The following is a 22,802-nucleotide window of genomic DNA, read 5'->3' on the forward strand; positions in this document are numbered from 1 at the left end:
CTGGGTGGGTGGGGGGAGCCAGCGTGCCATGGCGGTTTGTTTCGGGTGGAGAACCACGGCGATGGCGGGGGCGGGCGGAGCCCGCGGGGGAACAAACGGGCTGGGTGGGTGGGAGAACACCCGTAAGTTCTTGGTCGTAAGGTGAAGGCATGCCGCTGATCATTGTTACCACCTCGCCTCGGGTTGCTCCCGGGTTGCTGAGTGAGCGTGCCTGGGAGGTGCTTCGGTCGGGGCGGGTGCTCACCGGGTCGGCTGAGCATCCTGTGTTGCCCTACCTCGAAGGGGTTGAGGTGGAGGTCCGGGCGGATCCGGTGGGGATCGCGGCCGAGAGTTGTGAGGGCACCCTGGTGTGGTTGGCCGCGCAAGATGGGGATGAGAGTTTTCTGCGGGCGGTTGGGCATGCGGCGTTGGCGTTGGCGGAGCCGCCGGAGATTGAGCTTGTGCCGGGGTCTTATGACCTTCCGGGGGCGCGGATGCTGGACATGGTCGCGGTGATGGAGCGGTTGCGGCGGGAGTGTCCGTGGGACGGGAAGCAGACGCACGAGTCGCTGGTGCCGTACCTGCTGGAGGAAGCCTACGAGGTGCTGGAGACGATCGAAGCGGGAGATTACTCGGCGCTGCGTGAGGAACTCGGGGATCTGCTGTTTCAGGTGGTTTTTCATGCGCGGGTCGCGCAGGAGCGGGCGGACGGGTTCGACATCGACGATGTCGCCGGGGGGATCGTGGACAAACTCGTCCGGCGGCATCCGCATGTGTTCGCCGACGTGGAGGTCGCCGACGCGGACGAGGTCAACGCCAACTGGGAGGCGATCAAGAAGGCCGAGCGGGCCGCGAAGGGGGAGTCGTCGCCGCTGGACGGGGTGCCGATGGGGCAGCCCGCGTTGTCGCTGGTCGCGCAGTTGCTACGCCGGGGCGGAGATCATGCCGAGTTCACCCCGGAAGGGTCGGATCTGGGAAAGCGGTTGTTCGCGCTCGTCCGGGAGGCCCAAGCGGCCGGTCTCGATCCGGAGGCGGAACTGCGGGCCGTCGCAAGGGCGTACAAGGCTCATGTCGTCTCGATTGATGGACTAGATGCCCGTACCGAGGACTAGGTCTCGGTAGGCTCTCCTCGCAAACTGTCCTTCGATTTCAAGGAGTGCTTCGTGGCTGCCATCGAGGCCGTACACGCACGCGAGATCCTCGATTCACGCGGTAACCCCACCGTCGAGGTCGAAGTCCTGCTGGAAGACGGCAGCACCGGCCGGGCCGCGGTGCCCAGCGGCGCGTCGACCGGCAAGTTCGAAGCGGTCGAGCTGCGTGACGGCGGCTCCCGATACAACGGGAAAGGCGTCGAGCGGGCGGTGCTCGCGGTCACCGACGAGATCCAAGACGTGATCCTCGACATGGACGCCGAAGACCAGCGCATCATCGACCAGACGATGATCGATCTGGACGGCACCGACAACAAGTCCAAGCTGGGCGCCAACGCGATTCTCGGTGTCTCCCTGGCCGTGGCGAAGGCCGCCGCCGCCAGCGCCGACCTGCAGCTGTTCCGCTACCTCGGCGGCCCCAACGCCCACCTGCTCCCGGTCCCGATGATGAACATTCTCAACGGCGGCGCCCACGCCGACTCCAACGTGGACATCCAGGAGTTCATGATCGCGCCGATCGGCGCCGAGACGTTCTCCGAGGCCGTCCGGATCGGCGCCGAGACCTACCACGCGCTCAAGTCCGTGCTCAAGGAGAAGGGCTACGCCACCGGGCTCGGCGACGAGGGCGGCTTCGCCCCCAGCCTGCCCAGCAACCGGGACGCGCTCGACCTGATCCTGGTCGCCATCGAGAAGGCTGGCTACCGTCCCGGCGAGGACATCGCGCTCGCCTTGGACGTGGCCGCCTCCGAGTTCCACAAGGACGGCGTCTACACCATCGACGGCAAAGGCCTCAGCTCGGCCGAGCTGATCGCCTTCTACGAGGACCTGGTCAACAACTACCCGCTGGTCTCGATCGAGGACCCGCTGGACGAGTCGGACTGGGACGGCTGGAACGCGATGACCGTCTCGCTCGGCTCGCGCGTGCAGCTGGTCGGCGACGACCTGTTCGTCACCAACCCCGAGCGGCTGGCCCGCGGCATCAAGGAGGGCACCGCCAACGCCCTGCTCGTCAAGGTCAACCAGATCGGCACCCTGACCGAGACGCTGGACGCGGTCGAGCTGGCCCACCGCAGCGGCTACCGCTGCATGATGAGCCACCGCTCCGGCGAGACCGAGGACGTGACGATCGCCGACCTCGCGGTCGCCGTCAACTGCGGCCAGATCAAGACCGGCGCGCCCGCCCGCTCGGACCGCGTCGCCAAGTACAACCAGCTGCTCCGGATCGAGGAACTCCTCGACGACGCCGCCCGTTACGCGGGTCGCGCGGCGTTCCCGCGCTTCCGCGGCTAGGTTTTGCGGTACGGCTTGCGCCGATCGAGAGGCGCAAGCCGTACTGAACCGGCGTTGGGAGTGTGATGGCCAAGCGTCCACAGCTGACCGGAAGGGCGGCGATCCTCGCGGTCGTCGTGTGCGCGATCGCGATGAGCCTGGCCTATCCGGTGCGCGAGTTCATCGCGCAGCGACGGCAGATCGCCCAGTTGGAGCAGCAGCAGGCCAAAGCACTCGGGGACCTCAGGAAACTGGAAGAGCAGCGCAAACGCCTTGAGGATCCGGATTACGTGAAGCGCCAGGCCAAGGAGAAGCTGCACTTCTGCGAACCTGGGGCCAAGTGTTACGGCGTGTTGAACGACACCGGGAAGACGCAGGCGAAGGCCGGGAAGCAGGCCGAGGGCAAGGCGCCCTGGTATGTGGCGCTCTGGGAGTCCGTCGAGGCGGCTGACAAGGGCGAAGGCAAGAAGATCACGGCAACACGGGATTGACGCTCGGCGCTCCGCCACCGCTCCCCGCTTGTTCGTGAGTCAGAACGCCTAACAGGTCGTCGGCTTGCTCACCGCTATCCGGCGCCGTTCACGCAGGTGGTGGTTCTCGCCGCACCGGCGCCAAGAGCGGCTGCGGCATTCCGACCGGAGAGCGGGCAGGGCGCGCGGCAGATGCTCCGGCGTCGATGGGCAACCTGCCCTGCGGCGTCGCCGGAAGGACAGGGGAGACTGTTAGGTGTTCTTAGCGAGGGGGAACGGTGGTTGATCAGGGAGACCTGGCCGCGGTGGAGCGGCAGTTGGGGCGGCCACCCCGAGGTGTTCGCGCGGTCGCGCACCGGTGTCCGTGTGGGCTCCCGGATGTGGTGGAGACCTCGCCTCGGTTGCCCGATGGGTCGCCGTTTCCGACCTTGTTCTACCTGACCTGTCCGAAGGCGGCGTCGGCCATCGGGACGCTGGAGGCGTCCGGGTTGATGCGGGAGATGACGGCCCGGCTGGAGGATCCCGAGCTGGCGGCCGCCTATCGGGTCGCGCATGAGGATTATGTGGCTCGGCGGGACAAGGCGGCGGCTGAGGATGGGCTTGCGCCGTTGCCGCGGGATATGCAGTCGGCCGGGGGTATGCCTGACCGGGTGAAGTGTTTGCATGCCCTGGTCGGTCACGAACTGGCGGTGCCCGGGATCAACCCGTTCGGGCGGGAGGCTTTGGACTTGCTCCCCGACTGGTGGTCTGATGGGCCTTGCTGCGCGGGCTGAACCCCCTTCTCCTCGGAGGCATACATGAGTCGTGTGGCGGCCATCGACTGCGGGACGAACTCGGTTCGTCTGCTGATCACGGACATCAAAGGTGAGACCCAGACCGACCTGGAACGGCGCATGGAGATCGTCCGGCTGGGTCAGGGCGTCGATCGCACCGGAATGCTCGCGCCTGACGCCCTGCAGCGGACGTTCGACGCGATGTGCGAATATCGCCGGCTGATCCGGCGGCACGCGGCTCCGCACCTGGCCGGTCCGGTGGGGTTGTTCGTCCCGAGCGCCGGAGTGGCGACGACGGGCCTGCAGTGCGCCGACCTCATGCCGGTCCGCGTGGTCGCCACCTCGGCCACCCGGGATGCCACCAATCGCGATGAATTCGTCGCGGGCGTACGCGAGATCTTCGGCGTGGACCCCGAGGTGATCACCGGCCATGAGGAGGCCGAACTCTCCTTCACCGGCGCCACCCGTTCGATTTCCGGCATCGAACCCCCCTACCTGGTCGTGGACATCGGCGGCGGTTCCACCGAATTCGTCCTCGGCAATACGTCCGTGGACGCGGCGCTCTCCGTGGATATCGGCTGCGTACGCCTCACCGAACGTCACACCGGACCCGACGGCCTGGACGTGGCCGGAGTCATCCGCGACGTCGAAGCGGCGCTGGCCCAGGTGGAACAAGTCGTCCCCATCCGCACCGCCAAGACCTTGATCGGCCTGGCGGGTTCCGTGACCACCGTCGCCGGAATCGCCCTCGACCTCCCCGAATATGACCCCGAGAAGATCCACCACTCCCGCATTCCCGTCGCCCAGGTTCACGAGATCGCCGCCCGGCTTCCCCAGATGACCCACGAGCAGCGCGCCGCCATCCCCGTCATGCACCCCGGCCGGGTGGACGTCATCAGCACCGGCGCCACCATCCTCGACCAGATCATGCGCCACTACGGCTTCCCTGACGTGGTCGTCAGCGAACATGACATCCTCGACGGAATCGCCTGGTCCATCGCATAACCCCTTCGACCGAGGGTGGGAAACAGCCCACTTGCCGCTAGTACGCATTGCGCAGTACTGTGCGTTGCGTGGATAGCAGTCAGCTTCTTAAGGGTGTGCTTGACGTGGCCGTGCTGGCGGTCCTTCACGAGCGCGACAGCTACGGCTACGACGTGGTCCGGCGGTTGCGTGAGGCAGGGTTGGAGGACGTGGGGGACGCGTCCGTCTATGGCACGCTTCGGCGCCTCTTCAAGGCGGGGGCGCTCACCTCGTATGTGGTGGCCTCGGATGAAGGGCCGCATCGGAAGTATTACGGGCTCAACAGTGTGGGGCGGACCCAGTTGACCGAGTCCGCGGCCACGTGGACGGCTTTCGCCGCGACCATGAACGATCTGCTCAAGGAGGTGCACGCGTGATGAATCCGAACGAGTATGCGCAGGCCGTACGGGACGCGCTCGCCGACCTCCCGGCGGCGGATCTGGAGGAGCTCGTCGAGGATCTGGACGATCACCTGGCGGAGGTGGCGGCCGAGTCGGACGTACCGCTGGAGGAACGGCTTGGGTCGCCGGAGGCGTACGCGGCGGAGTTGCGGGCCGCCTACGGGGGCAGGCCCGAGGATCTGGCCCAGGTGCGGCCGGGTGTGCGCGCCCGGGTGGGGTCCTGGGCGGCCGGGACGGTGGCGCGGGCGCACACGAGGGCGTCGCGGTTCCCGCCGTACCGGCAGCTAGCGGGTTTCATGCCGGACTTACGCCCCGCTTGGTGGGTGCTGCGCGGTTACGCGCTCGGGCTGCTGCTGGTTTCGTTCTCGACCATGACGACGCAGTTCGTGCCGGAGAGCATCGGTGCGTGGCTGTTCACGCTGGCCGCCATCTGGCTGTCGGTATGGATCGGGCGGCGTGCGCGGGGCGGATGGGGGCGCACGTTGCTGGTCGCCGTCAACGTGTTCGCCGGATTCCTGTTCGTGGGCGGCATGGTGGCCGTCGCCGAATGGAACGGCCAGAGCGAGTTCACCTCGTACGGGCCTGTGCCTGTGGTCCAGGTCGGGATGAGCGGGAGCGAGGTGTACAACATCTACCCGTACGCGAAGGATGGAACTCCGCTCCGGGATGTGCGCCTCTTCGACCAGGACGGCAGGCCGATCACCTTAAATCCGGAAATGAACGGATACGTGATAGATCAGCGTTGTCTGGAGGGACCGACGCCTCTCAACGAATACCCGCTGCCGCTGCGGCGTGATCCTTACACCGCCGCATGGGACCTGAAGAAGGGCATATCGCCGGTGCCCGCACCGGAATCGACCCCATGCGCGACGCCTACTCCGGCACCCACCGAGACCGTGACGCCCACTCAGACGCCCGCTGAGGAGAGCCCGACCCCTACGCCTTCGGCTCGTTGAGGCGGACCGGCAACGAGAACAGCCCTCGCATGATCGCGCTCGGCCACCAGGTGAGCCGGTCAGGGTCGGTGGCCAGCGCGAGATCGGGGTAACGCCTGAGCAGGCTGCCGATGGCCACCTCGCCCTCGATCTTGGCCAGAGCCGCGCCGATGCAGTAGTGCGGCCCCCGCCCGAACGCCAGATGCGGTGCCCCGATCCGGCCCGGCGTGAACGCGTCCGGGTCGGGGAAGGCGTCAGGGTCGCGGTTGGCGGCCAGCAGGGAGATCAGGATCGGCTCGCCCGGGAGCATCTCCTGGCCGCCGATGACCACAGGTTCGGTGGGGAAACGCCAGGTCGCGTTCCGTACCGGACCGTCGTAGCGGAGCATCTCGTCGATGACGTCCGGCAGCAGATCGGGGTCGGCCCGGACGGCGGCCAGCTGCTCCGGATGCCGGAACAGCGCGAGCAGTCCGTTGCCGATCAGCGCGACCGTGGTCTCGTGCCCGGCGATCAGCAGCAGGAACGCGGTCGAGGTCAGCTCGTCGGGCGTGATGTCCGGCCGCCGCACCAGCTCGGTCAGCAGGTCGTCGCCGGGATGGGTACGTTTGCCCGCGACCAGGTCGGCCAGGAACAATTCCAGCGCGTCGGTGGCCTTGGTGATCTCCTCGACAGCCGAGGCGGCCGCGGAGTCGATCACCGAGGCGTGGTGGTGGAACGTGGCCCGATCCGCCTCCGGCACCCCCAGCAGATCGCAGATGATCGCGATCGGCAGCGGATACGCCAGATCGGTGACGAGATCCACCTCGTCCTTGCCCGCCATCGCGGCCAGCAGAGCGTCCGTCACCTCCTGGGTCCGCTCCCGCAGCCCCGCGATCCGCCGCGGCGTGAACGCGGCGCTCACCAGCCGCCGCAACCGGGGATGATCGGGCTGGTCGGCGTTGAGCATGTGCCGCGCCAGCGACGGCCGGTGATCCAGCGGCAGCCCCAGACTCGCGGCCCGCCACTCCGGCGACCCACGCTCCGGATCCTTGGCCAGCGCCGGATGGCTCAGCGCGACGGCCGCGTCCTCGTAGCGGGTCACCAGCCACGCCTCACAGCCCGGCAACGGCACCCGAGTCACCGGCGCGTTGCGCCGGAGCCAGTCATAGGCGGGGTACGGATCGGCATCGAACGCGGGTCCGAACATCGGGGGGATAGCCACGCCGCCATTCCTACCCAACTCCTCCCGGAATGGATCACATGATCGCGTGGGAGGCTGGGTTGTATGAGTTGTGTACCTCCGGGGACCGGTTGGCCCGACGATCCCGCTTCGGCGGATACGCCGGTCGCGCGGGATGCGGCGGAGGTGGTGGAGCTCGCGGGCGGGAGCCGTACGCTGCGGGAATTGATGGCTCGGGAGTCGGTTTGTCGGGCTTGTCCTCGGTTGGTGGCGTGGCGGGAGGAGGTCGCGGAGGTCAAGCGGCGGGCGTTCGCGGAGGAGACATATTGGGGGCGGCCGGTCGCGGGGTGGGGGGATGACGACCCTCGGGTGTTGATTGTCGGGCTTGCTCCGGCGGCGCATGGGGGGAATCGCACGGGGCGGATATTTACCGGGGATCGGAGTGGGGACTGGTTGTTCCGGGCGTTGTATCGGGTTGGGCTGGCCGTACAGGAGACGAGCACGCACGCCGGGGACGGGCAGCGGCTGATCGGCGCCCGGATGGTGGCGACGGTGCGATGTGCGCCGCCGGCGAACAAGCCGACGCCGCAGGAGCGGGACGCGTGCGCGCCGTGGCTGCTGCGGGAGCTGGGGTTCACCCGGCCGAAGGTGATCGTCGCGCTCGGGGGGTTCGCGTGGCAGGCGATCTGGCCCGCGCTGCGTTCCGCGGGGTACGCGTTGCCGACTCGCCGCCCGCCGTTCGGGCATGGAGTCGAGGTCCCGGTCGGGGATGCGGTGCTGCTCGGCTGCTACCACCCGAGCCAGCAGAACACGTTCACCGGCCGCGTCACGGCCGAGATGTTGGAAACGATCTTCCAGAGGGCCCTCGAACTGAGCTCATAGAGTATTCCGCAGGCGTGTCTAAGCCGGCAGGAGTTCGATGATGGAACGGAACCGGCTGGGAGTGACCGTGCCGAGAGTGAGCCCGGCTTCGTGGGCGAGGGCGGTGAGCCTGTCGAGGCTTCGTTCCCGGCCGAGAACGTAGGCGAGCATGCGCAGGTCCATCTCGGTGCTGACAGATTCGCCGTGTTCGGTGCCGGTGTCCTCGATGACGAGGACCTTGCCGTTGGGGCGTGCGGCGTGCGCGCAGTTGCGGAGAATGCGGCGCACGTCGTCATCGTCCCAGTCGTGGATCACCCTGGAGAGGATGTAGCCGCCCGCGCCGGGCGGGAGCGGCTCGAAGAAGCTCCCGGTCTGGGCACGGCCGCGATCGGCGAGACCGGCCGCCGCCAAGGCCCGGGCGGCGGTGGCAGCCGGCGACGCGAGGTCGAGCACGGTTCCCCGCAGGGTGGGATGGGCGCGCAGCAAGGCGATCAGCAGCGACCCGTTGCCGCCGCCCACATCGACGACCTCGCCGAGGGCGGACCAGTCGTACGCGGCCGCGACCAACGGCGCCTCGCCGGTCAGCTGGCGGCCCATCAACGCGTCGAAGGACGCGGATCTGTCGGGATGCTCGGCGAGGTCCTCCCAGAACCCGCGCCCGAAATGCCGGGGAAAGGCCGGCTCGCCGGTGCGAACCGTGTGCAACAGCTCAACCACGGACAGGTCGGCATGCCCGATGGCGCCCTCCAGATCGATCGACGCCCGAATGCCCTCCGGGTGATCGTCGCGCAGCCACTGCCCATCATCGGTCAACGCGTAGGCCCCGTCCTCGTCGCGTCGCAGAAATCCAGCGGTGACGAGATGATCCAGCACTCGGACGAGCGGATCGGCTGCTACAGCCAGACGGGCGGCGAGCTCCGGCCCCGAGGTCACTCCCGCGGCGATCGCGTCCGCGACCCGCAGCGTCGCCGCCACCCGCACTGCCATCGGCGTGATCAGGTCGGCCGCCGCCCATAGCGGCCCGCCCCACGCCTGCTCCTGCTCCGTCACGTCAGCCTCCCTCTGCTTGCGATGCACCTCCCGCGCATCGAGCCGGACACGCCGAACCTACCTAGTCGACACCGAACCGGCATCCCGCACGATCGGCGCCGAGCTTGTGAAGCGCTTCACAAGTGTGAAGTCCGTCACGTCCCGAAATTTCAGTCGATCTTCCCTCAGGAAATCCCAGGCCAGTGTTGCCCTTCCGGAAATGTCGCTTATGTTGCTATCAGGGTCGATTGGTGTCGGCCTGGCGGGATGACGTAGGCTTGTGAATGCTTTCACAAGCAATCTGAAGGGCGCCTACGGTGAACCTCAAAGCCAAGCACATCCTCATTGTTGGTGGCGGATATGTCGGGATGTACACCGCCCTGCGCCTCCAGCGCACGCTGCGCCGCGAACTCCGCTCCGGCCAGGTACGTGTCACCCTCATCGACCCGCAGTCGTACATGACCTATCAGCCGTTCCTCCCCGAGGCCGCGGCGGGGAACATCTCCCCGCGCCACGTCGTGGTCCCGCTCCGGCGGGTCCTGCGCGCGACCCGCATCCTCAACGGCCGCGTCTCCAAGGTCCACCACGACCACAAGAGCGTCACCTTCGAACCGGTCGCGGGCAACCCCCGCGAGATCGAGTACGACATCCTGGTCATGGCCGCTGGATCGATCTCCCGTACGCTCCCGATCCCCGGCCTGGCCGAGGCCGCCATCGGGTTCAAGACCATCGCCGAAGCGATCACCCTGCGCAACCGCGTGCTGGGCCTGCTCGACCGCGCCGAATCCAGCGACGACCCCGAAGTCCGCCGCCGCGCGCTCACCTTCGTGGTGGTCGGCGGTGGTTTCGCCGGCATCGAGGCGCTCGCCGAGCTGGAGGACATGACCGAGGACGCGATCAAGTACTACCCGACCCTCAAGCGCGCGGACATGCGCTGGGTGCTGATCGAGGCCAGCGACCGGATCCTGCCCGAGGTCGGGCCCGAGATGGGCGAGTGGACCGCGCAGGAACTCCGCGGCCGCGGCATCGAGCTGAAAATGGGCACCATGCTGCAGTCCTGCGTGGGCGGCCTGGTCAAAACCTCCGACGGCGACGAATTCGAATCCGCCACCATCGTCTGGACGGCCGGCGTCAAACCCTCCCCCGTCGTCAACTCCGGCGATCTCCCGCTGGACGAGCGCGGCCGCATCATGACCACCACCCGCCTCACCGTCACCGGCGTCAAGGACGCCTTCTCCGCCGGCGACGTGGCCGGCGTCCCCGACGTCACCAAAGCGGGCGAATACTGCGCCCCCAACGCGCAGCACGCCGTCCGCCAGGCCAAGGTCCTCGGCGACAACATCACCGCCCACCTGCGCGGCCGCCCCCTGCGCGTCTACCGCCACCGGTACGCGGGCTCGGTCGCCGGCCTCGGCCTGTACCAGGGCGTCGCCAACGTGTACGGGGTAAAGCTTCGCGGATTCCCAGCGTGGTTCATGCACCGCACGTACCATCTGTCCAGGGTGCCGACGACGAACCGTAAGGTCCGCGTGCTGGTCGACTGGACACTGTCGCTGTTCTTCAAGCGGGAGACCATCTCCCTGGGCGCGATCGAGAACCCACGCCAGGAGTTCAAAGCCGCAGCCGCCACCAACCAGAAGCGCTAACCCGGCACCCCCGGGCACGACCGACGGACCCCCCTCTTCGGGCGTCGTGCATCATTTCGCACGCACGCGCGAGAGGGGGCCTAACGTGACCTTCGCGGTCGACCATCCTGCCCTCCCCGGCGTACGCACCAGGCCCGGTCGCACCGGGCAATCCGACCGGCCCAACCCAGGCGAACAAGATTCCCGGGGGTGGGCCGGTCCACTGTGCGCCAGTTTTCGATACCTTTTGACCGTGCATCGCCCTGACCGACCTGAGATCGCCCCGTGAACGAGCTGACTTCACCCCCCGCTCCCTCGCCTGGCACCCCCCACCGAGCGAGCCGCCCGCATGCCCGCCCCCACCATCCCGGCGGCCATCCCCGAGGGCTTTCGTCCCTTTCATGGCGGTTACTCACAGTTCACCAAGACTGCTCTGAGACCCACCGCCTCCACCACCCTCTCGCCCCCTCCAAAGACCGCATATTCCCCGACAGGGCAACGGATTCCCGCGCCCGACATGCTGTCTAGAAGGGCAAGTTGCGGCGTAAAGTCTCACCAGTTACAGATGTGCGCTCCGTGACGTATGATCGCGGCGCCCCCGTAGCCCAATGGCAGAGGCAAGCCCCTTAAAAGGGCTGTTGTGCGGGTTCGACTCCCGCCGGGGGCACTCTCCGTGACCATGGAAAACCAGTCCGTGACCAGCGGAAATGCGGTTACGGGCTTTATGCTTCTGTCCGACTGTCTACGGGGATCTACGGCTGGCATCGGGAAGGTGTGCCCGTAGCGTGCCCGTGTTTCAGCTGCCGTCGTCGAAAGCGTCATCGATGCGTTTGCGTGCCCGCTCTTCGGGCGAGCCGGGCGAGTTCTGCTCCTGTTCCGCGTCGCGGGTCTGCTGATCGAGCCGCGCCAGATCATGGCCTGGTACCGCTACCGGCGGAACCTTCGCTGCGCCGCGACTGGGCCCTATCCCGGTATCCGGGCGCGCAAGGCCTGGATGAACCAGTCCAACGCCGGTGCCAGGCTTTCCGGGGCCGGCCAGTCGTTGATCACTGCGAGTAGTTGGAGGTACCGCTCCCTGCGAGGGTCGTTCGCGGTCTCCAGCCGGGTGAGCAGCTGACGCCGAAGGTCGAGGTCGTCGGGGCGGCCGAAGACGTGCGCGTATTGAGCCGTGACCGCCGCGACGACCTGATCGGACTGGGGCCAGGCCGGGTCGATGCCCGCTACCAGGGCCTGGCCGGCGTGGTCACGGACCATTCGGCGGAGTCGCGGCGCAGGCTCGTGGTGTCGCCCTGGGCACGTTCGACCGCATGGTGCTCAGCCATACGCCGCATGCCGGCGCGAAAATCCGGGTTCTGGGACAGTTCGGCCAGCTCCACCCACGCCTCGACCTGCTCGGCCTCGGGATTGTCGGGCAGTTCGGGGGTCATCGAGCGTCTGACCCCGGCGAATTCAGTGGTGGCGTCCAGGCCGCCGAAGGCGGTGTCGAGGAAATCGCCGATCAGCTGTCGGCGCTCGTCCTCGGAGAGCTTGGCCAGCTTGTGCATGAGATCCGTCTCCTCAGGGGTGGACCCGCGCTTAGCCACCGCCGTCAGCACCGCGCGCCGCAGGCGCAGCATGCGGATCTGCACCGCCAGTGCTTCGGCGTGCGCTGCGGCGACCTCGGGAAGGGAGATCTCCCGGTCCGCAATCTTCCGGATCGTGGGAAGGTCCAGTCCCAGTTCGCGCAGCGTCCGCACGAGGTCCAAGCGTGCGACGGCGTCGATGTCGTAGAGGCGGTGGCCGGCTGGGCTACGGTCAGTGGGCGGCACGATCCCCCGGTCGGAGTAGAACCGGATGGCCTTGACCGTCAGGCCGGTCCGCCGGGCCAGGTCACCGATCGAGTAGAGCGTGTCGCCGTCCATGCCCTCACCCTCGCGCCTCCCCCTGCTGGAGACGCAAGCTCCTGCCAGCAGCAAACCGCTCCTCATCCACGAAGCTTGACAATCTGCAGGTCGTGCTGCCGGTAAGTGCCTATATGTCAGCTCGGCAGCAGTGTGGCGCGGAGGACATGGGCCGCCGCGCCACAAGTGCGGTGTTGCGGGAATTTTGGGGGTCAGCTCGCGCTGCAGGAGACCGTTGGCCAGGTCGAGTTGCCGTTGCGCTGGATGGTGACGCCCCAGTTGTTGCCGTTGCCGTTGGGCCTGGCGGTCAGCACCTGGGCGCTGGGGTAGCTGGCGCTGATGTTCCAGGTAGCGATGATCTTCGCTGGGGATGGCACGTTCATCGTCACGGTCCAGTTGCTGGAGCCGGAGACTGAGACGCTGAGGTTGTAGCGGTCGCTCCACGACTGGCCTGCGGACAGGGATGCGGTGCAGCTTCCGCCGCCGCCGCCGCCGCCGCCACCGCCACCGCCACCGCCGCCGCCGCCGGTGCCGCCGATCGTGATGTTGGAGTTTCCGCTGCTCTGGTAGCCCTCGGTTGCGAGGATCATGTAGTCATGGCTGCCCAGACTCATTCCCCTGCTGGCCCATGCGTCGAAGTGGTTGCCGCTCGTTATGGTTCCGCCTGTTTTCTTCGACTGCCGGACGCTCCAGTACTGCTGGAAGGTTCTGGTGCCTTCGATGGAGGGCGCGTTGGTGCGCGTCGTCTGGTAGATGTCGTACGTGCCGCCGTCGCTGGTAACTGTGCCCTTGAATGTTCCAGTGGGCCGATAAGTGCCCCAGTTGTCGACGATGTAGTACTCGATAAGTGGGTTTCTCGTCCAACCGTAGAGGGTCAGGTATGCGTTGCCGGACGGGTTGAAGCTGCCGGAATAGGTCACGCTTCTGCGCCCGCCGGTGCTCCAGCCTTTGCCGGCAACGAAGTTCCCGGTGTTGCTCCATGAGGTGCTGTAATTGCCGCCGGACCCCAGTTCCATGGAGACCGTCCCCTGGCTGTCAGTCCAGAAGGAATAGAAGTAGCCGTTATTGGTGCCGGTCTGGTTTGTGGTGACGGCCGCGTGGGCGATGCCGGGCATCATCGTGACCAGGGCCAGTGCCGCGGCCCAGGCGCCGCCGATGAGCAGCCTGGTGCGGCCGCGTCTGCGGCTCTTCGGGTGGGCGGGGGAGTCGTTCATGTGCGTGCTTCTCCTCGTGAAGGCCGGCCGGGGGAGGCCGGGCAGCGCGATACGACCCGACGGGAGCTGTCGGTGGACAGGGTGAGAGCCGCCGCGCGTCGGCGCCGTACAACGCGGCGGAGGTGGCCGGTCGTCGTGCGGTCGACGGCCGGAGGACCAGGTCGGGGCAAGTGACCCGGATCGACAGGGTCTGTCGATGGTGAAAGTGTGTGTCGACTCCATCGAGCTGTCAACAACTTTCAGAAACATATCGGAAATCTGATCTTGCTTCTTGGTTCCTTTGGAATGTGTTTGGCCTGTTCATTGACTCCATCTGGACGATCGGGCTTGGGGTTGATCGGTAGAGGCGTCTTTTGAATGATCAAAAACGGGTCTGTTGTGCCGAAAGTTGGACTGTATTGCCGAAAGTTTCAGGGATCCGTCTGATCATGCTGCCCGCGGTGCGATGGGGTAGAGCATGATCGTGGCCGGCCCGTCGTGGGGGATGTCGGCCGCTCGTCCTTGCCACAACCGCGTCAAGAAACGTGGCGTTTGACCGCGTGGGCAGGTGCGACGGCGTCGGGCGGGGATGGGCTTGCGGCCCAGCTCGCGCCGAGGAAGTGATCGCGGTGTACTCGAAGCTCGTGTCTTCTGCTGAGGCAGAAAGAAGTCGGTGCCTCGCAGAGAGGCGTGATTAAACGTGGCGTTCCGTATTCCGGCGCCATGCAGATCCACCTCGAGATTCGCCGTCGCCGCTTGCGGATCACTTACAAGGCCTTCAAATCCTGATGGACAAGAGCTTGATCGATACCACTACCCGGGGGCAGTCCCGTCAGCAGAAACTAATGTTCTAAAAACGCCCGTATATGGTCTTTGTAGAGCTCTTTGAGGGGTCATATAGGCGTCTCGCGAAGTCTTCTCCGTGTCAGCCAGACATTGCGAGATGGGACTTCACATGAGCGACACCCTCAAAGTACGGCGCCGGTTCAGTGGCTTGGTCGGTGGGCTGCTGGCGCTGGCGGTGCTGGCCAGCCCGGCCGTGGCCGCGCCGGAGCCGAAGGCTTCGGACCTCACCGCTCTGCGGGCCCTGGAGGCCTGCGACCCGTCGGGGCCCACGTCCGCCGACTCGGCCCTGGCGAACCAGTTGAACGGCACGCTGAACGCCAAAATGCGTGGCTACATGTCCGCTTACCGGGTGTCCTGCGCCCGGGTGATCGTCAACACCGTACGGGATCGGGGGTTGGACCCCCGGGCGGCGGTGATCGCGGTTACGACGGCCATCGTCGAGTCGAGCATCGACAACATCGCCGAGGAGCTGGACCACGACAGCCTTGGCCTGTTCCAGCAGCGCGGGTCGTGGGGCTCGGCTTCGCAACGGCTTGACCCCGTCTGGGCCACCAACGCCTTCCTGAACAAGATGATCGCGAAGTATCCGAACGATTCCTGGAAGACCGCCCAGGTGGGCGCGGTGTGCCAGGCGGTTCAGGTGTCGGCCTACCCGGAGCGGTACCAGCCGCAGGCCGCCGACGCGCAGCTCATCGTCAACGCGCTACTCGGGGCCCCGGCCAACGATGGCCACCGGATCCAGTTCGGCGACCTGAACGGCGACGGCCTCGACGACTTGGTCCAGGTCCGTGACGACAAGCAGGTCGTGGTGTTCTGGAATTCCGGCGCCAACCCCAACTACTCCTGGAGCAACAACCGCAGTGTGCTGACCGGGATCGACAACCCCTCCATGATCCGTGTCGGTGACTTCAACGGCGACAACCTCGATGACATTCTTCAGATCCGTGCCAACGGGAATCTGGTCGTCTTCTTCAACACCGGCGCCAACCCCAACTTCAACTGGTCCAACAACCGCCTGGTGTTGACCGCCATCACCGACAGTGCCGAGGTCAGCGTTGGCGACCTCAACAACGACGGTCTGGACGACATCGTTCAGACCCGGCCCACCGGTCAGGTGGTCGTGTTCTGGAACTCCGGTGCCAACCCGAACTTCTCCTGGTCCAACAACCGGGCGGTGCTGTCCGCTATGGCCAAGGACGAGGTCAAGGTCGGCGACTTCAACGCCGACGGCCTGGACGACATCCTGCAGACCCGCACCGGCGGCCAGGTCGTCGCGTTCTGGAACTCCGGCGCGAACCCCAACTTCTCCTGGTCCAACAACCGCGCCGTCCTGACCGCCATGAACGAGAAGAACCGGGTCAAGACGGGCGACCTCAACGGCGACGGTCTCGACGACCTCATCCAGATCCGACCCAACGGCCAGGTCGTCGTCTTCTGGAACACCAACGCCAACCCCAACTTCAACTGGTCCAACAACCGCAGCGTGCTCACCGGCATCTACCTCTGAATCGAAAGGCAGCACCATGTTCAAGAAGACACTCATCACCTTGCTGCTCGCCACCGCCACCGCCGCCAGCGGCATGATCCTCGCGGTGACGCCCGCACACGCCTCGACCGTGGGCGGCGAGATCACCCGCAACGAGGTTCTCGAACGCGCGCAGAACTGGGTGGATCGCGGCATCAAGTACAACCTCACCCGCTCCTCGGCCTCGCTCACGACCGACCCGGAGGGCTCCCACCGGTACGGCCCGGACTGCTCGGGCTTCGTCTCGATGGTCTGGCACCTCGAACCGGGCCAGTACGGCGGCCTGAACACCTCCGGCTTCGCCTCCTGGTCGGGCAAGATCAACCTGTCCAGCCTGCACGACCTCTTACCAGGTGACGCGCTGCTCAGATCCGGCCATATCGAGCTGTTCGCCGGCTGGAAGAACGAGTCCGACCACGGCCAGGGCGCCTACGTCTACTCGCTGAACGGCACGGGCAACCCGGACGCCAACGGCTGGGAGAACGACTGGGCCAAGGGCCCGACCGCGAACTCCCACGGTCAGACCGGCTTCAACAGCTGGTCGGACCTGACCACCTACCAGCCGATCCGCTACCGCAACATCAAGGACTCGACCGCCCCGGCCCCGGCCAACGATGGCCACCGGATCCAGTTCGGCGACCTGAACGGCGACGGCCTCGACGACTTGGTCCAGGTCCGTGACGACAAGCAGGTCGTGGTGTTCTGGAATTCCGGCGCCAACCCCAACTACTCCTGGAGCAACAACCGCAGTGTGCTGACCGGGATCGACAACCCCTCCATGATCCGTGTCGGTGACTTCAACGGCGACAACCTCGATGACATTCTTCAGATCCGTGCCAACGGGAATCTGGTCGTCTTCTTCAACACCGGCGCCAACCCCAACTTCAACTGGTCCAACAACCGCCTGGTGTTGACCGCCATCACCGACAGTGCCGAGATCAGCGTCGGCGACCTCAACAACGACGGTCTGGACGACATCGTCCAGACCCGGCCCACCGGCCAGGTGGTCGTGTTCTGGAACTCCGGTGCCAACCCGAACTTCTCCTGGTCCAACAACCGGGCCGTGCTATCCGCTATGGCCAAGGACGAGGTCAAGGTCGGCGACTTCAACGCCGACGGTCTCGACGACATCCTGCAGACCCGCACCGGCGGCCAGGTGGTCGCGTTCTGGAACTCCGGCGCGAACCCCAACTTCTCCTGGTCCAACAACCGCGCCGTCCTGACCGCAATGAACGAGAAGAACCGGGTCAAGACGGGCGACCTCAACGGCGACGGTCTCGACGACCTCATCCAGATCCGCCCCACCGGCCAGGTGGTCGTGTTCTGGAACTCCGGTGCCAACCCCAACTTCTCCTGGTCCAACAACCGGGCCGTCCTGACCGCCATCTCCCTCTAAACACCTAAATGACCGGCTCCCGACACGTGGAGCCGGTCATTCTCATCCCTGGAAAGAAGCGCAGGATGTCAGAAATCGTGCTGTTGTCAGACCCCAGAATCCGCGACCTCGCCGTCGCCGAATGCGGCGAGCCGCTGGTCGACCTGCGTGCCCAGGGCGGCTTCCGGCTCGACCCCCGCCTCGCCGACCCGGCCGGCGCCTTCGCGCACGTACGGCACGGCGTCGCCGACCGCCTGCGGACCGTCCAGGACCGGTTGCCCCGCCACTACCAGCTGCTCGTGGTGGAGGGCTACCGCCCGTACCAGCTCCAGGAGCAGTATTTCCAGGAGTCGCTCGACGAGCTGCGCGCGGCGCGGCCGGGCTGGACTGAGGAGCAGCTCCGCGCCGAGACCGCCCGCTACATCTCGCCGCCCGAGGTCGCACCGCACGTGGCCGGAGCCGCCGTGGACCTGACCCTCTGCACACCGGACGGTACGGAACTCCCCATGGGCACCGAAGTCAACGCCACCCCGGTGGGCACGGCAGGCCCCTGCTACACCGACTCCCCGGACATCTCCCCAGCGGAGCGAAAGAACCGCCAGATCCTCATCGACGCCCTCACCGCAGCCGGCTTCGTCAACTACCCCACCGAGTGGTGGCACTGGTCCTACGGCGACCGCTACTGGGCCTTCGTCACCGGAACCGCCGCCATGTACGGCCCCGCCCGCCAGTAACGACTCACCACGGCAGGTCGAGCCGCGCGGGCGCCCCATCCGCCCCGGTCAACTCGGCGAGCTCCCGCGCCTCGTACCTGCGGAACATCTCGATCGCCTGCTCCCGTACCACCTCGGCCTGGCCGGAGTCCCCGGCCAGGTCCAGCACGGTGGCAAGATCGCGCCTGGCCCTGGCCGCGGGCAGCGGTGTGCCCAGCGCGTCGGACAGCGCGATGGCCGCGGCCAGCTCCGTCCGGGCCTCCACCAGCCGTCCCCCGGCCAGGTGCAACTCGCCGATGGTGCGGCGCAGCAACGCCTGCCCCCACCGGTCGAGCTGGCCACGGCAGACCTCCAGCGCCTCCTCCAGCGGCGCGAGCATGGCCTCCCCCCGCCCCAGCCTGATCCGGGTCTTGGCCAGGGCCTGCACGCCGTACGCGGCCATGAACTGGTCGCCGAGCTCGTGGAACATCCGCAGCGCGGCCTCGCACGCCTGCTCGGCCCGATCATGGTCGCCGACCGCCCGGTAGGCCAGCCCGATCGTGCGCACGGTCAGCGCCTCCCCGCGCCTGCTCCCCACCCGCCGGTACGCCGCCAGTGCCTCCGCCAGCAACGGCGGCAGCCGGTCGAAGTCGCCGAGCTCCAGGTGCACGGTGGCCGACAGCCGCGCCGCGTGCCCGATGGCGGCGTCGTCGCCGAGCGTACGGAAGATCTCGACCGCCCGGCCGAGGTGGGTGAGCGCCTCCCGCAGCCGGCACTGCTCCCGGCGCGCGTTGCCCATCCCGGCCAGGACAGCGGCTTCGCCCCGGACGTCGCCCGCCGATGCGTACCGGGACAGGGCCTGCTCGAAGTAGGTGGTCGCCTCCTCGTAGCGATCCATCTCGTAGTAGATCTGCCCGTGCGCGGCCAGCAGCGTGGCCTCGCCCATCTGGTTCCCTGACCGGCGGGCTGCGGCGAGCGCGGCGTCGTGGCTGCGGCTCCACTCGGCCAACCGGGGGCCGACGAAGAACACCGAGAAGGAGAGCGCGACCGACAGGTCGCAGGCGGCCACGTCCAGGTCCATTCCGGCGGCCCGCTCGACCGCCGCGATGAGGGCCGGCGTCTCCGCCTCCAGCCACGCCACCGGATCCGACGGCAGCCGCCTGACCAGGTCGTCGTCGACCGGGCGTGCGGTGCTGTACTCGCGGCGGAGCGGAATCTCGCCGGGCGGGGTACGTTCAGCGATCCGCGAGATCAGGAACACCCAGTTACCCAGCACGCGTCCGACCGCCGCCCGCAGGTCCGCCTCCGACTCCTCCTGCTGGGCCCGCTCCCTGGCGTACACCCGGAGCAGTTCGTGCAGCCGGTAGCGGACCTGGCCGACCGCGTCCACCGCGACGAAGTCCAGCAGTTGCGCGTCGACCAGCCGCTCCACCACGTCCTCGGCGGCGCGCGGCGGCAGGTCGAGCAGGGGCGCGGCGATCCAGGCCGGGAAGTCGGGGCCGCCCAGCACCGCCAGCCGCCGGAACGCCGCCTTGGCCTCCTCGTCCAGCAGCCGGTAGCTGAAGGCGACGCTGGAGCGCACCTCCAGATCACCGGCGGACAGCTCGTCCAGCCGCCAGCGCTCGTCGCTCAGCCGGTCCACCAACATGCTCAACGGCCAATGGCGCCGCGTGTTCAGCCGCCCCCCGGCCGTACGCACGGCCAGTGGCAGCCCTCCGCAGAGCCGGACGATCTCGCCCGCGGCCGCACGTTCCGCCGCCACCCGATCGGAGCCGACGATCCCGGCGAGCAGGTCCAAGGCAGCCGGCTCCGCCATGACCTCCAGGTCAATCGCACGAGCTCCGCCCAGACCGGGGAACCTGCCCCGCGCGGTGACCAGGACCGCGCACCCCCTTCCGGCGGGCAGCAACGGCCGGACCTGCCGCTCGGAGCGCGCGTCGTCGAGCACCACCAGCACCCGCCGCTGGGACAGCAGGCTCCGGTAGAGATCGAGCCGATCCTGGAACGAATCCGGCAGCGAGCCGGGCTCCACCCCGAGGGCGCGCAGGAAGCGGGCCAGCACCTCCTCGGGCCCGGCGGGCAGATCGGTGCACCCGCGCATGTCCGCGAAGAGCTGTCCATCCGGGTACGCCCCTGACACCGCGTGCGCCACGAACACGGCCAGCGCGGACTTGCCCACCCCGCCCTTCCCGCAGATCACGAAGACCGGCGGCGCGTTCCCCGCGACCACGAGCCCGTCCACGATCTCGCCGACCAGCTCGTCCCGGCCGGTGAAGTCGGGCACGCTGGGCGGGAGCTGGGCGGGGATCACCGCGCGCCCCTGCGCCTCGGCTATGGTCACCGGCGGGCTTTCCTGGGCGAGAGGCTCGCCGCGGAGGATCGTCGCGTGCAGGCGTTGCAGGTCAGGGCCGGGGTCGAGGCCGAGTTCCGCGGAGAGTGCCCGCCTCCCCTCGTGGTAGACGGCCAGTGCCTCGCTCTGGCGGCCGAGGCCGTACAGGGCGGTCATCAGCTGGCCGCGGGCGCGCTCGCGCAGCGGGTGCGCGCCGACCAGCGCGGTGAGCTCGGCCACGGTCGCGCCGTACCGGCCCAGGAGCAGTTCGGCGGCGACCCGCTCCTCGGTCACCTCCAGGCGCTTGTGGTCCAGGGCGGCGGCCTCGGTCCGCAGGGCCTCGCCGATCCCGCCCAGCGAGTCGCCGTGCCACAACTTCAGGGCGTCGCCGAACGCCTGCGCCGCCTCGTCCGCGCGTCCGGCGCGGGCGGCCGAGCGGCCCTCGCCGACCAGCCGGTCGAACACCAGCTGGTCCAGCTGGTCCTCGCGCAGCTGGAGCAGGTAGCCGGGCGGGCGGGTCTCGATCACCTCGGGCTGGCCGGGGACGGTCAGGCCGCGCCGGAGGGTGGAGACGTAGGTCTGGATAGACGCCCGCGCCGACCCGGGCGGCCGCTCGTCCCAGAGCAGGTCGATCAGCCGGTCCGCCGACACCACCCGGGGGAACTCCAGCAGCAGCGCCGCGAGCAGGGCCCGGGGTTTCGGCCCTCCCAGCGGCACCCGCCGCCCACCGTGCCAGGCCTCAACCGGGCCAAGTACCCGAAACTCCATCAGACGCTCCCGAGATATCTCATGCGCGATGGCAGGGAACAATGATCGCGTCATCGCCCGATCTTGGCTACCTGACCACCGGCTCCCGGCGTGCTCACGCGCCCGCTCACCCGCATCGAAGAATCGCCGGGAACTTCGCCAGGGGTTGGCGCGTTGGGCGATGTGGTGTAGTGGCTGCTCTTGCGGGAGCCCCGTTCACAAGGGAGCATGGCACTACGCTGATCATGTAGCCCGCTTCGTGGAGGAATGGTGGAGAGCAGGAACCCGATATTTAGTCGGCGGGGGAGCGTCGGCCAGCAGGGCTGGTCGGGACCCGCGCCGAGTCCTCAGCAGCTGAACGAGATGTACAACGCGCCGTCGTACGCGCCGCCGACGATTTCGCGGACCATGACGATGGACGACGTCGTCATGAAGGGCTTCATCGTCCTTGGGGTGATCCTCGCTACGGCCGGCACTTCCTGGTATCTGGACTGGGGAATCGGGATCGGGGTCGGGGCCGCGCTGGTGGCCCTCGTGCTCGGACTGATCGTTTCCTTCACCCAGCGGCCGAACCCGGCGCTGGTGCTGGGGTACGCGGCCTTCGAGGGCGTGTTCCTCGGGGTGATCAGTAACTACTTCGAGGCCCGCTTCCCCGGGATCGTGCTGCAGGCCGTGCTGGGCACGATGATGGCCTTCCTCGGCACGCTCGCGGTCTATTCGCTGAAGATCTTCCGGCCGACGCCGAAGTTCACCAAGTTCGTGATCGGCGCGGCGATTGCCGCCGTCGGCCTGATCCTGGTGAATCTCATCGCGAGTATCTTCGTGGACGGCGGGCTCGGGCTCCGGTCCGGCGGGCCGCTGGCGATCGCCTTCAGCGTCGGCATGATCCTGCTGGGCTGCTTCTTCCTGCTCCTCGACTTCGACCAGATCAACGAGGGCGTGCGGGCCGGGGTGCCGGAGAAGTTCTCCTGGCTGATGGCCTTCGGCCTGGCGCTCAGCCTGGTCTGGATCTACCTGGAGGTCCTGCGGCTGCTGAGCTACTTCAGCGGCGACGACTGATCGTCGCGGCGTAAGCCGTACCAGAACAGGCGCCTTCCGGGAGTTCCGGGGGGCGTCTTGTTTTTAGGTCAAGAGATACCCACGGCAACGAATGATCAACATCTCGTAACGAATGGATGTCTAATGGGGTCTTGTCAAGCCCCGATGAGTGAGGCAGTGTCAACCAAAAGGAGCCTTACCCGTGGAGGTGCCCATGTCGTTGAACCACTCACCGGAGACACAGACAAAGCTGATCGCGCGCGTTCCATCCATTACCGGTCGCGAACTCCCAGAGTGGTTTCAAGCCATCGACAACGGCCCGGCTTTCCTGCGCTGCGACGAGCGCGCAAACTGGCTCGCGGATGAGCACGGGCTGACCCACGGCTACGCTGCCGCCATCGTGCTGGAGCACGAGCGCCGGCGCCGCGGCCACTTCTTCTAGAAACACCTGCTTCGCGCCCGTGCCGTCCGCCGGTGCGGGCGCTTGATCGTTCCAGCATGA

Annotated in this window: 20 protein-coding genes and 1 tRNA gene; 15 read left to right on the top strand and 6 right to left on the bottom strand. The window is 67.6% G+C overall.

All coding sequences use genetic code 11. The features are described 5' to 3' along the window. The first annotated feature begins 149 nt into the window (after window positions 1-149). From ABGB08_RS50410 to ABGB08_RS50440, 7 genes are all read left to right on the top strand, one after another. Complete coding sequence (locus tag ABGB08_RS50410) at window positions 150-1,091, top strand: MazG family protein (protein WP_347606323.1); 942 nt, start codon at window positions 150-152, stop codon at window positions 1,089-1,091. 51 nt (window positions 1,092-1,142) lie between these two features. Continuing rightward, on the top strand, window positions 1,143-2,420 hold the full coding sequence (eno, locus tag ABGB08_RS50415) for a phosphopyruvate hydratase (protein WP_155354729.1): 1,278 nt from the start codon (window positions 1,143-1,145) through the stop codon (window positions 2,418-2,420). Between the two features lie 65 nt (window positions 2,421-2,485). Beyond that, window positions 2,486-2,890, top strand: coding sequence for a septum formation initiator family protein (locus ABGB08_RS50420; RefSeq protein ID WP_155347126.1), 405 nt, complete (start codon window positions 2,486-2,488; stop codon window positions 2,888-2,890). Between the two features lie 257 nt (window positions 2,891-3,147). Further along, window positions 3,148-3,642, top strand: a complete 495-nt coding sequence (locus tag ABGB08_RS50425; RefSeq protein ID WP_347606326.1) for a DUF501 domain-containing protein — start codon at window positions 3,148-3,150, stop codon at window positions 3,640-3,642. A 24-nt stretch (window positions 3,643-3,666) separates the two neighbouring features. Continuing rightward, a complete protein-coding gene (locus tag ABGB08_RS50430) occupies window positions 3,667-4,647 on the top strand; it encodes a Ppx/GppA phosphatase family protein (protein WP_347606329.1) in 981 nt (326 codons plus the stop codon). 68 nt (window positions 4,648-4,715) lie between these two features. Further along, a complete protein-coding gene (locus ABGB08_RS50435; protein WP_155347026.1) occupies window positions 4,716-5,042 on the top strand; it encodes a PadR family transcriptional regulator in 327 nt (108 codons plus the stop codon). Continuing rightward, entirely contained in the window at window positions 5,042-6,022 is a 981-nt protein-coding gene (locus ABGB08_RS50440; protein ID WP_347606332.1) for a hypothetical protein, read from the top strand. The genes ABGB08_RS50435 and ABGB08_RS50440 overlap by 1 nt, the downstream gene beginning before the upstream one ends. On the opposite strand, the gene ABGB08_RS50445 is transcribed toward ABGB08_RS50440, so the two are convergent. Then, window positions 6,003-7,202, bottom strand: a complete 1,200-nt coding sequence (locus tag ABGB08_RS50445) for a cytochrome P450 (RefSeq protein ID WP_347606335.1) — start codon at window positions 7,200-7,202, stop codon at window positions 6,003-6,005. The genes ABGB08_RS50440 and ABGB08_RS50445 overlap by 20 nt on opposite strands. A gap of 225 nt (window positions 7,203-7,427) precedes the next feature. On the opposite strand from ABGB08_RS50445, the gene ABGB08_RS50450 reads away from it, so the two are divergent. Beyond that, window positions 7,428-8,042, top strand: a complete 615-nt coding sequence (locus ABGB08_RS50450; RefSeq protein WP_347606338.1) for a uracil-DNA glycosylase — start codon at window positions 7,428-7,430, stop codon at window positions 8,040-8,042. Between the two features lie 18 nt (window positions 8,043-8,060). Here the strand turns inward: ABGB08_RS50450 and ABGB08_RS50455 are convergent, their stop codons facing one another. Continuing rightward, complete coding sequence (locus ABGB08_RS50455) at window positions 8,061-9,071, bottom strand: methyltransferase (RefSeq protein ID WP_347606341.1); 1,011 nt, start codon at window positions 9,069-9,071, stop codon at window positions 8,061-8,063. A gap of 296 nt (window positions 9,072-9,367) precedes the next feature. Here ABGB08_RS50455 and ABGB08_RS50460 point away from each other — a divergent pair, with 296 nt between their 5' ends. Both ABGB08_RS50460 and ABGB08_RS50465 read left to right on the top strand, forming a co-directional pair. Beyond that, window positions 9,368-10,696 carry an NAD(P)/FAD-dependent oxidoreductase gene (locus ABGB08_RS50460; RefSeq protein WP_347606344.1) on the top strand — a complete coding sequence of 443 codons (1,329 nt, stop codon included), beginning with the start codon at window positions 9,368-9,370 and terminating at the stop codon, window positions 10,694-10,696. A 573-nt stretch (window positions 10,697-11,269) separates the two neighbouring features. Continuing rightward, window positions 11,270-11,342, top strand: a tRNA-Leu gene (locus ABGB08_RS50465). Window positions 11,343-11,638: 296 nt separating this feature from the next. On the opposite strand, the gene ABGB08_RS50470 is transcribed toward ABGB08_RS50465, so the two are convergent. The 3 genes from ABGB08_RS50470 to ABGB08_RS50480 all read right to left on the bottom strand — a co-directional run bounded on the left by ABGB08_RS50470 (window position 11,639) and on the right by ABGB08_RS50480 (window position 13,769). Then, window positions 11,639-11,929, bottom strand: coding sequence for a hypothetical protein (locus tag ABGB08_RS50470; RefSeq protein ID WP_347606347.1), 291 nt, complete (start codon window positions 11,927-11,929; stop codon window positions 11,639-11,641). Continuing rightward, entirely contained in the window at window positions 11,896-12,642 is a 747-nt protein-coding gene (locus ABGB08_RS50475; RefSeq protein ID WP_347606350.1) for a MerR family transcriptional regulator, read from the bottom strand. Before ABGB08_RS50475 ends, ABGB08_RS50470 begins: the two co-directional genes overlap by 34 nt. 125 nt (window positions 12,643-12,767) lie before the next feature. Further along, the gene (locus ABGB08_RS50480) at window positions 12,768-13,769 is read right to left on the bottom strand and encodes a glycoside hydrolase family 11 protein (RefSeq protein WP_347606353.1); all 1,002 of its coding nucleotides are present in this window, start codon (window positions 13,767-13,769) and stop codon (window positions 12,768-12,770) included. Between the two features lie 934 nt (window positions 13,770-14,703). Between ABGB08_RS50480 and ABGB08_RS50485 the strand changes: the two genes are divergently transcribed. The 3 genes from ABGB08_RS50485 to ABGB08_RS50495 all read left to right on the top strand — a co-directional run bounded on the left by ABGB08_RS50485 (window position 14,704) and on the right by ABGB08_RS50495 (window position 18,228). Next, the gene (locus ABGB08_RS50485; RefSeq protein WP_347606356.1) at window positions 14,704-16,101 is read left to right on the top strand and encodes a VCBS repeat-containing protein; all 1,398 of its coding nucleotides are present in this window, start codon (window positions 14,704-14,706) and stop codon (window positions 16,099-16,101) included. Between the two features lie 16 nt (window positions 16,102-16,117). After that, a complete protein-coding gene (locus tag ABGB08_RS50490; protein WP_347606359.1) occupies window positions 16,118-17,515 on the top strand; it encodes a VCBS repeat-containing protein in 1,398 nt (465 codons plus the stop codon). Window positions 17,516-17,580: 65 nt separating this feature from the next. After that, entirely contained in the window at window positions 17,581-18,228 is a 648-nt protein-coding gene (locus ABGB08_RS50495; RefSeq protein ID WP_347606362.1) for a M15 family metallopeptidase, read from the top strand. 4 nt (window positions 18,229-18,232) lie between these two features. Here the strand turns inward: ABGB08_RS50495 and ABGB08_RS50500 are convergent, their stop codons facing one another. Continuing rightward, entirely contained in the window at window positions 18,233-21,283 is a 3,051-nt protein-coding gene (locus ABGB08_RS50500; RefSeq protein ID WP_347606365.1) for a BTAD domain-containing putative transcriptional regulator, read from the bottom strand. 246 nt (window positions 21,284-21,529) lie between these two features. On the opposite strand from ABGB08_RS50500, the gene ABGB08_RS50505 reads away from it, so the two are divergent. Beyond that, on the top strand, window positions 21,530-22,321 hold the full coding sequence (locus ABGB08_RS50505) for a Bax inhibitor-1/YccA family protein (protein WP_347606368.1): 792 nt from the start codon (window positions 21,530-21,532) through the stop codon (window positions 22,319-22,321). A gap of 193 nt (window positions 22,322-22,514) precedes the next feature. Then, on the top strand, window positions 22,515-22,742 hold the full coding sequence (locus tag ABGB08_RS50510) for a DUF4287 domain-containing protein (protein WP_155342170.1): 228 nt from the start codon (window positions 22,515-22,517) through the stop codon (window positions 22,740-22,742). The last annotated feature ends 60 nt before the right edge of the window (window positions 22,743-22,802 follow it).

This window comes from Acrocarpospora sp. B8E8 (genome assembly GCF_039871605.1).
Taxonomy (GTDB): domain Bacteria; phylum Actinomycetota; class Actinomycetes; order Streptosporangiales; family Streptosporangiaceae; genus Acrocarpospora; species Acrocarpospora macrocephala.

Excerpts from the sequence above, each read along its gene's own strand:
- ABGB08_RS50410 (WP_347606323.1), top strand. The coding sequence starts at position 150 with ATGCCGCTGATCATTGTTACCACCTCGCCTCGGGTTGCTCCCGGGTTG.
- ABGB08_RS50420 (WP_155347126.1), top strand. The coding sequence starts at position 2,486 with ATGGCCAAGCGTCCACAGCTGACCGGAAGGGCGGCGATCCTCGCGGTC.
- ABGB08_RS50430 (WP_347606329.1), top strand. The coding sequence starts at position 3,667 with ATGAGTCGTGTGGCGGCCATCGACTGCGGGACGAACTCGGTTCGTCTG.
- ABGB08_RS50440 (WP_347606332.1), top strand. The coding sequence starts at position 5,042 with ATGAATCCGAACGAGTATGCGCAGGCCGTACGGGACGCGCTCGCCGAC.
- ABGB08_RS50470 (WP_347606347.1), bottom strand. The coding sequence starts at position 11,929 with ATGGTCCGTGACCACGCCGGCCAGGCCCTGGTAGCGGGCATCGACCCG.
- ABGB08_RS50475 (WP_347606350.1), bottom strand. The coding sequence starts at position 12,642 with ATGAGGAGCGGTTTGCTGCTGGCAGGAGCTTGCGTCTCCAGCAGGGGG.
- ABGB08_RS50480 (WP_347606353.1), bottom strand. The coding sequence starts at position 13,769 with ATGAACGACTCCCCCGCCCACCCGAAGAGCCGCAGACGCGGCCGCACC.
- ABGB08_RS50485 (WP_347606356.1), top strand. The coding sequence starts at position 14,704 with ATGAGCGACACCCTCAAAGTACGGCGCCGGTTCAGTGGCTTGGTCGGT.
- ABGB08_RS50490 (WP_347606359.1), top strand. The coding sequence starts at position 16,118 with ATGTTCAAGAAGACACTCATCACCTTGCTGCTCGCCACCGCCACCGCC.
- ABGB08_RS50495 (WP_347606362.1), top strand. The coding sequence starts at position 17,581 with ATGTCAGAAATCGTGCTGTTGTCAGACCCCAGAATCCGCGACCTCGCC.
- ABGB08_RS50500 (WP_347606365.1), bottom strand. The coding sequence starts at position 21,283 with ATGGAGTTTCGGGTACTTGGCCCGGTTGAGGCCTGGCACGGTGGGCGG.
- ABGB08_RS50505 (WP_347606368.1), top strand. The coding sequence starts at position 21,530 with ATGGTGGAGAGCAGGAACCCGATATTTAGTCGGCGGGGGAGCGTCGGC.
- ABGB08_RS50510 (WP_155342170.1), top strand. The coding sequence starts at position 22,515 with ATGTCGTTGAACCACTCACCGGAGACACAGACAAAGCTGATCGCGCGC.